The organism is Nocardia sp. IBHARD005, from assembly GCF_052814245.1.
The window spans coordinates 2,279,503-2,286,656 of sequence record NZ_CP199935.1 but is presented as its reverse complement, the minus strand read 5'-3'; the positions used below and the strand labels follow the sequence as shown (position 1 = coordinate 2,286,656).

General features: G+C 67.4%; 6 protein-coding genes. 1 reads left to right on the top strand and 5 read right to left on the bottom strand.

Annotation, left to right across the window (positions count from 1 at the left end; translation table 11 throughout):
• Positions 1–100 precede the first annotated feature (100 nt).
• The 5 genes from ACTWPB_RS10910 to mftA all read right to left on the bottom strand — a co-directional run bounded on the left by ACTWPB_RS10910 (position 101) and on the right by mftA (position 6,247).
• Positions 101–1,465 (bottom strand): GAF domain-containing protein, encoded by a 1,365-nt coding sequence (locus ACTWPB_RS10910; protein WP_446225542.1) that lies wholly within the window; start codon positions 1,463–1,465, stop codon positions 101–103.
• Between the two features lie 105 nt (positions 1,466–1,570).
• The gene (locus tag ACTWPB_RS10905) at positions 1,571–3,100 is read right to left on the bottom strand and encodes a GMC family oxidoreductase N-terminal domain-containing protein (protein WP_446225541.1); all 1,530 of its coding nucleotides are present in this window, start codon (positions 3,098–3,100) and stop codon (positions 1,571–1,573) included.
• Positions 3,101–3,110: 10 nt separating this feature from the next.
• A complete protein-coding gene (gene mftF / locus ACTWPB_RS10900; RefSeq protein WP_446225540.1) occupies positions 3,111–4,508 on the bottom strand; it encodes a mycofactocin biosynthesis glycosyltransferase MftF in 1,398 nt (465 codons plus the stop codon).
• A 141-nt stretch (positions 4,509–4,649) separates the two neighbouring features.
• Entirely contained in the window at positions 4,650–6,140 is a 1,491-nt protein-coding gene (gene mftC / locus ACTWPB_RS10895; protein WP_446226298.1) for a mycofactocin radical SAM maturase, read from the bottom strand.
• Positions 6,141–6,142: 2 nt separating this feature from the next.
• The gene (mftA, locus tag ACTWPB_RS10890) at positions 6,143–6,247 is read right to left on the bottom strand and encodes a mycofactocin precursor MftA (RefSeq protein WP_446225539.1); all 105 of its coding nucleotides are present in this window, start codon (positions 6,245–6,247) and stop codon (positions 6,143–6,145) included.
• Positions 6,248–6,501: 254 nt separating this feature from the next.
• On the opposite strand from mftA, the gene mftR2 reads away from it, so the two are divergent.
• A complete protein-coding gene (mftR2, locus tag ACTWPB_RS10885; RefSeq protein WP_446225538.1) occupies positions 6,502–7,140 on the top strand; it encodes a mycofactocin system transcriptional regulator MftR2 in 639 nt (212 codons plus the stop codon).
• Positions 7,141–7,154 lie beyond the last annotated feature (14 nt).

The following is a 7,154-nucleotide window of genomic DNA, read 5'->3' as shown; positions in this document are numbered from 1 at the left end:
GTCCAGTCGGTACCGGGGGCTGGTCACGACCAGGGCGCGAGTGTGGGCTCCAACACATCGGACACCGATATGTGAGCCACCACACCTTCAGACCGGGACACTAGGAGCCGAAACGTTGCATCTGCGTTGCATCGGCGCCGATGCGCCGGTCGAGCACCCGGATCTTGGCTTCTATCTGCGCATACAGCGGCGAATCACGATCAACAGTCGACCGGTACGTGGCCCACGCTGCGGCGTCGTCGCGCCCTTCCGGGCACGACGTCCAGCGGCGCAGCACGCCGGCATCGGGGGTGGCCAGCACGGCTGTCCGCAAGCGGACCCGGAGCTCGTCGCGGATGTCGCAGATGCCGGGCGCCGAGGAGCGCGGGAGCACCGGGCCCGCGTACAAGCGCAATGCGGATTCGATATCACCGGAGTCGAGGGCGGCCCGCAAGGCCTCCACATCGGTTGCGACATGCACGCGCAGACGGTATGGGCGCGAACCGACGACCGAGGCACCGACCACCGACCGCAGCCGCGACATCGCCGCGCGGATCGTGCCGTTGTCCAGATCGGTGTCGTCGAGCAGCAGCGCCAAGTGGTCGGCGCCGAGGCCTTCGGGATATTCGGTGAGCAAGAGCAGGATCTCGGCATGACGCTGCGAGAGCGGCACCCGCTCCCCCGCGATGCTCAACTGAGGTTGACCCAGCCCCAACACATCGAGGCCGAGCTTGGCCTGCTCGGTGTCGTCGCGGTTCGCCGGAGCCGGTGCCGCGATGCCGTGGCTCGCGCGCATCGCCCGCAGCACCAAGTCCATTTCGGCGGCGGTCGCGGCGGCTTTGACCAAGGCGAGGATTTCAGGCTTGGCCACCCGCATCCCGCCGGCAATCATCAACACACCGATCAGGCGGCCATCCGGCTCGTGCACGGGGGCCGCGGCGCCGGTGATCTGGTGCATGCGATGCAGGAAATGTTCGGGTCCGTGGATCCAGGTGGCGCGGCCGGTGCGCACCACGAGGCCGACGGCACTGGTGCCGATCCGGCGCTCGCTCAGATCGTCGCCCTCGCGCACGCCGATCTCCGCGGCGGCGGCGACCTGCTCGGGATGACCGTGCACCGACAGCACACGACCGAACTGGTCGGCCACCGTCACGATCAATCCGGCCTGCGACGCGTCCTGGACCAGCAGTTTGTCGATCAGGGGCATGAGTGCGGCGATGGGATGGGCATCGCGATAACGCTCCAGATCGGCGCCGCGCAGCCCGCGACCGTCGATGACGTCCGTCGGGTCGACACCGCCGCGCACACTGCGCAGCCATGATTCGAGAACGAGCGGACGTAGAAGACCGGCCAGCTGGGTAAGCTGTTCACCACCGGCACTGAGATATCCATGGGCCTGTGCGGCATAGGCTTCCAGAGCACCGAGCTGTGCGCCCGACTCCGATGCCTGCCGTGGGGGCCTCCCACCTGCAAGATTGCTGACCATTTGCCTTTCTTTCCCGATACAAACTGTACCGGGCAGTTATCGGGCAAAACGACAGAAGTCTGGGTTTGTCCTGCAGGTCACATCGTGGTATCAACCGTCACTTCGTCACACCCCCGCGTGGTCCGCTATGGCGGCGGCGAGCATCACTGTGGTGGCCTGTGGACCGCGGCCCAGCGGGACCGGTACCACCGACAGATCGGCGACCGTCAGGGCTTCGATGCCGTGGACGCGGCCCTGTTCGTCGACCACCGCGCGCTCGTCGTGCGCGGGGCCCATGCGGCAGGTACCGGAAAGATGTTGAGAAGTACCCAGGTTGGCGTGCAGCCAGGCGTCGTCGATGGGGCCGATTCGTCGACCGAGCAGATCCGCGGTGAGCGCTACGCCGTCGCGAAGGCGGGCGCGGTCTCGTTCGCTGCGGAGATAGCGCTGGTCGACATGGGCAGGGACGGTTGGATCCGCCGAAACCAGGGTCAGCTCGCCCGTCGACTCGGGATGCATCAGGGCGACCCCGATCCTGCGCAGACCCGGCGTGAACATCGGGGTGTACGGGCGCAGTTCCAGGTCGCCGATTTCGAGGACGTATTCGAGTGGGACGGCGGGCTCGCCGGGCTCGTCGTCGGGGAATTCGACGCCGATCTCGGGGTGATCGGTGCACCACGCGCCGACCGGAGCGGGCCGCACGATCGGCACACCGAGCGAGCGCAGCAGCGGTTCGGGGCCGATCCCCGATCTGATCAGCAGTGCGGCCGACTCCACCGCACCCGCGCACAACACCGTCTGATCGGCATAGGTTCGCCCGCGCTCGCGACCGCGCGCCCACTCCACACCGATCACCCGGGTGCCGCGCAGTACTAGCCGGGTCACCATGGTGTCGCTGGTGACCGTCAGGTTCGGTCGCCCCATCGCCGGATATAGATGAGTGAAGGCAGGCCCCGCTCGACGACCTCGCGACACCGCCAATGGCACTGTGCCGAATCCCTCCGTGTGGTTCGCACCCAGCCGCGCGAAGACGTCGGCGAATCGCGCCGGCTCGACGTCGGGCACTCCTGGAGATCCGAGGATCGGGGGGCGTTTCTGCCGTATGCAGCCGCCGCTTTTGCTCGGCGTGGATCGCGGCTGTTCAAACCCCGTTGGTGTGTTGAGGTCGGGGATTTCGGTGAATCCCGCTGCCGCGCAACGTTCCGCGAATTCGGCACTGAACGCGGTGAAGTCGCTCGTTCGTGAGATCGGGATCGGGCCTGCGACCCCGTGGCCCGGGGCGTTGCCGAAATCCAGGTCGTGTTCGAGGTCGCAGAACACTGGCAGGACCGATTCGAACGACCAGCGCGGGCCTGCCACCGCACTCCACGCCGCGAAGTCGGCGGCCGGTGGGCGGATGAAGTAGCTGCCGTTGATCGATCCGGATCCACCGATCAGCTTGCCGCGCACCAGGTTTCCCGGATACCGCCACACCACCCGGGACTCGGGACCGACCGGTAGGTGTCCCGGGTCGAGCAGTTCGACGGGCAGCTCCCCCATCGTCCGGTATACCGGTCCAGCTTCGAACACCCGCACCGAACGCGCCGGATCAGCGCTGAGCCGGGCGGCGAGCACACACCCCGCCGACCCGGCTCCGATGATGAGAGTGCTCGTCACGCAGTGGGATTCAGCGAGGCGGAACGCTCGGTTTGAGCGCTTCGAAACTGCGTGCCCTGATGACGCCGAGCCACAGGCCCGTGCCGTAGGCCACGTCGTCGAGGCGTTTGTAGGCCACATAGCGCAGCGGGTCGAGGCCGCCGGCGTCGCGATGGGTGAACCAGTCGGCCAGGCCGTCGGCCAGTGCCATGGTGATGGCGATCTTGCGGATGCGCCTCGACGCGATGACGGCGAGCAGCGTCACCGGCCAATAGTCCCGGCACATCGCCGAAGCCAGTCGCCACATGCCGGCGAAGTAGCCGCGCGCCAGGTAGACCGCGGCGATCCTGGTCGGGTTGTCGAGTTCGGTGAAGACCCGGCGCAGGCGAACCAGCGCGGTGGCGAGGGTGACGAGTCCGCCGAGCAGACCCCACTTCGACAGTGTCGCGAACAGCAGACTCGCCAGCACGGTCCAGGTCGGCACCGACAGCGGCGAGACCAGGCCCGAGTGCCGTTTCCCCAGCGGTGCGGCACCGGTGCCGTAGAACAGCTTTCGCCCGAACCAGGCGCGGAAGGCGACCCGGTGATCGTGGGCGACGTGCGCGGCGGGCTCGTAGCGCAACCGCCAGCCCGCGCGTTCGAGCCGCCAGCACAGGTCGACATCCTCGGCCACCTGCATCGACTCGTCGAATCCGCCCTCGCCGAGCAGCGCGGCTCGCCTGGCCAGCAGCGCCGCACTCGGCACATACGACACGATGCCGCGCGCGTGCACTGCCGACTCGCGGCGGCCGAGGTCGAGGGAGGAGCGGGTGTGTTCGTAGCGGGCGAGCGCGTTGGATTCGGAGTCCAACGCGACGATGCGCGGCGCGACCAGCGCGACCTGCGGATCGCTGAAATGTCCGAGCATGACCTCGAGCCATCCGCTGCGTGGCACCACATCGGAGTCGAGGAACGCGACGAAGACCGTAGTCGCCGCCTGTAATCCGGCATTGCGCGCTGCCGCGGGGCCGAGCGGGCTTTCGTGCCGCAGCACCGTCACCTGACCGCGGCCCGGTCGCGGCGGGATGCGGACCGGCTCGTCGGAACCGTCGTCGACGACGATCACGTTGTGCCCGCGCAGCACCGCCAGCAGACGTAACAGCCCGTCGGCGTTGTTGTAGAGCGGGATGACGACGGTGACATCGTCGAGTGACGGTTCGAGCCGCGGACGTGGGTTGGCCACGCCGGAATCGAGCAGTCGGCGGGCGACGATCGCGGACTTGGTGTCGGTCACCTCCAGGTATCCGTCGCCGATCAGCTCGGCGGCCTCCGGGGCCAAGCGCAGCATCCGTGCGGGCGATCCTCCGATCAGGATCCGACCCCCGGAAAATGCGCGTACCCGTGGATCGATCCGTACCCCGAAGCCGTCGGGCAGACGATCATGGCGCATTCCTCGCATGCTATTCGCAGTTGGCCCCGCAGACATCATCACCCCAGAAAAAAGGACCAAAGTCTGTCCGAAATACCGTTGTGACCGGTTGCCGGACGCGTCAACAAGATCGGCAGCGCACTTCCGGCAACCGGGATCGACTCAACCGAGCGGACTCTCGTTGCACGCCTTGGCCGGTGGGCGCTGCACGGTCAGCGGCAGCGACACCCTGGTTCGGCTGCGAACCGGGCGCGAGTGGTCGACGGCGGGGCGCGGAATCGTGCGTCCCGGTGCCGACAGTGCCGCTTCGCCGTAGCCCTGCACGCACTCCGGGTCCGGTCCGTTGGCGGGCAGGCCGGTGAAGAATTTCGCGGCCATGCAGCCACCACGGCAGGAGTCGTAGTGCGAGCACTTCGTGCACGCGCCACCGTCGACCGGCTCGCGCAGTTCGGCGAAGAGCTCCGAGTCGGTCCAGACCGCCGCGAAACCGCCGTCGGCGACGATGTTTCCGGCCTTGAAGCGGTCGTGGATGGCGAACGGGCAGGCGTAGACATCGCCGACCGGGTCGACCAGGCAGACCACCCGGCCCGCGCCACACATGTTCAAACCCGGTAGGGCCGAGCCGAATGCGGACAGGTGGAAGAACGAGTCGCCGGTGAGCACACCCTCGCCGTTGCGCACGAGCCAGTCGTAGAGCTCGCGCTGCTGTTCGGGCAGCGGGTGCAGTTCGTCCCACACGTCCGCGCCGCGACCCGAGGGACGAAGGCGGGTGAGTCGCAGTGTGGCGCCGTACTTGTCGGCGATGGCCTTGAACTCGTCGAGCTGGGAGATGTTGTGGCGGGTGGCGACGACCGAGAGCTTCGCGTCCGTGAAACCCGCCGCGGCGAGATTCGACAGCGCCTTGATCGCGGTGTCGTAGGAGCCGGGGCCACGCACGGCATCGTTGACCGCGGCGTCGGCGCCGTCGAGGGAGATCTGCACGTCGACGTAATCGCTGGCCGCCAGCCGCGCGGCGATCTCTTCGTTGATGCGAACGCCGTTGGTGGAGAACTTGACCCCCACATTGTGCGCGGTGGCGTAGTCGACCAGTTCCCAGAAGTCCGGGCGCACGGTCGGTTCACCGCCGCCGATATTGACGTAGAAGATCTGCATGCGCTCGAACTCGTCGATCAGCGCCTTGCACTGTTCGGTGCTCAGTTCGTTCGGGTCGCGGCGGCCCGAGGAGGACAGGCAGTGCACACACGACAGGTTGCAGGCGTAGGTGAGTTCCCAGGTGAGGCAGATCGGTGCGGCCAGGCCCGATTCGAAACGGTCGATCAGCCTGCCGCCCTGCGTCGCGGGGCCTGCCTGCGATGTGGCGGCGTGAATCGGGGCGGGTGCGGGGGTGACCGGGCCCGGGGTCGGCACGATCATGTCGGTATCGGCCAGCTGCCCGAGCGCGGCGAGGTGCGCGTCGGAGGCGTCGATGCCCTTGGCGCGCAGTGCGTCACGCACAGAACTGTGCGCGGGCAGCGACCGGACCACGTCGACGAGATCGCGGCTCTTGAGGAACGAGAGCTTGCGGGTCCCGAAGTGGTACAGCAGCGCGCCGAAGGACTCCGGGCGCAACGAGACCCGCGGGTGCAGCGTCCAACGGGTGTCGAGATCGAGCATGGTCAGTACACGCCGCACATGCCGTCGATGCTGACCTCTTCGATCAGCGTCTCGGTGACCAGGTCCTCGCCGGATTCGACGGTCGCAGGTGTGGTGTTCTCAGGCATGACTACCTCCAGTGTGTTGCCGGTCACCTCCGACCTTAACGTCAGTGACTGCCATAAAGGGTGGAATCGGAAATTCTCTCTCTGTGCACACCCCGTCCCCATCGAGTGCGAACCCCTCTAGACTTCCGGGGGCAGGACGGGAAAGGGCTGATGGCCCGGCGGCAGCTACAGGTGAGGCAGAGGCGTGCGTAACCATGGTGGGGCGGGTGCTGGTTCGACGGCGCGCCGCGAGTTTCAGCCCCGGAGGAGGAAGCTTGCGTAACCACGGAGGGGCGGGGAGTGGCGCGAATTCGACTCTGTCCGAGGCCGAGATCGTCGATGCGGCACTCAAGGTGGTCCGTGAGGACGGGGTCGAAAAGCTATCGATGCGGCGGCTCTCGCGCGAGCTCGGGGTGTCACCGATGGCGCCGTACTACTACGTGGCCGACAAGCGCGAGCTGCTCGATCTGGTCGCGAGCGCCGCGCTGGCCGGGGTGCGCAAGCCGCCGCGCGAGTCCGGACCGTGGCAGCAGCGGCTGCGCGATCTGATCGATCAGATAGACGATAAACTGCGCACGCATCCCGGCCTTGGCGACATCTTGCTCGAGCAGATGCTCGGCAAGCAGCTCGACCTGATCGACGCCGTGATGGAGATCCTGTTCGACGCGGGCTTCAGCGACCGCAACGTGCTGGCCGCCTACGCGACCATCCACACCTACCTGTTCGGCCGCAGCAGAGTGAACCCGCGCGACCGTTCCGCGCCGGCGGACGTGCTGCTGCCCGAGGCCGTGGCCCGAGCCACGAAGTACATGTCCGACCTGCGCGGCAAGTACTCCTACGACTTCGGGATGGAGGTGCTGGTCGCCGGACTCGAGGCACAGCTTGCCCTGCAGGCGCGTCCCGGCCTAGCATGAAACTGAAACACGTT

Excerpts from the sequence above, each read along its gene's own strand:
- ACTWPB_RS10910 (WP_446225542.1), bottom strand. The coding sequence starts at position 1,465 with ATGGTCAGCAATCTTGCAGGTGGGAGGCCCCCACGGCAGGCATCGGAG.
- mftA (WP_446225539.1), bottom strand. The coding sequence starts at position 6,247 with ATGCCTGAGAACACCACACCTGCGACCGTCGAATCCGGCGAGGACCTG.
- mftC (WP_446226298.1), bottom strand. The coding sequence starts at position 6,140 with ATGCTCGATCTCGACACCCGTTGGACGCTGCACCCGCGGGTCTCGTTG.
- mftF (WP_446225540.1), bottom strand. The coding sequence starts at position 4,508 with ATGCGCCATGATCGTCTGCCCGACGGCTTCGGGGTACGGATCGATCCA.